Origin of the sequence: Mycobacterium gordonae, from assembly GCF_001417955.2 — a bacterium.
Lineage (GTDB): Bacteria > Actinomycetota > Actinomycetes > Mycobacteriales > Mycobacteriaceae > Mycobacterium > Mycobacterium gordonae_B.
In genome coordinates this window covers 1-514 of the sequence record NZ_LKTM01000273.1, presented here as the reverse complement: position 1 = coordinate 514, position 514 = coordinate 1, and the positions used below count along the sequence as shown (strand labels likewise).

Sequence of the window (514 nt, the reverse complement as noted above, 5' to 3'; positions counted from 1 at the left end):
TGCCGCCGAAGCCGCCCTGGCCGCCGGCGCCCTGGGCGCCGTTGAAGCCGCCGTTGGCCTTGCCGGCGGCGCCGCCGGTGCCGCCTTGGCCGCCGTCCCCGCCGGCGGCACCTTGGCCGCCGATGCCGCCACCTGTGGCGCCGGTGCTGCCCTGTCCGCCTTGTCCGCCGGTGCCGCCGGTGCCGCCGGTGCCGCCGTTGCCGGCTGTGCCGGCCGCGCCGGTGGTGGACCCGGTGCCGCCGAGGCCGGCTGCGCCGCCGGTGCCACCGCTGCCACCGGTGCCGCCCGCTGCGCCGGCGATGCCGGGGTTGGCGCTGTTGTCGGTGCCGATGCCGCCTTGGCCGCCCTGGCCGCCCTTGCCGCCGAAGCCGCCCTGGCCGCCGGCGCCCTGGGCGCCGTTGAAGCCGCCGTTGGCCTTGCCGGCGGCGCCGCCGGTGCCGCCTTGGCCGCCGTCCCCGCCGGCGGCACCTTGGCCGCCGATGCCGCCACCTGTGGCGCCGGTGCTGCCCTGTCC

Annotated in this window: 1 protein-coding gene; it reads right to left on the bottom strand. The window is 81.5% G+C overall.

What is annotated here, in order from left to right; translation table 11 throughout:
- Positions 1-514 (bottom strand): hypothetical protein (locus tag AO501_RS40750; RefSeq protein WP_197419894.1); only part of this gene is annotated, 514 nt, incomplete at both ends.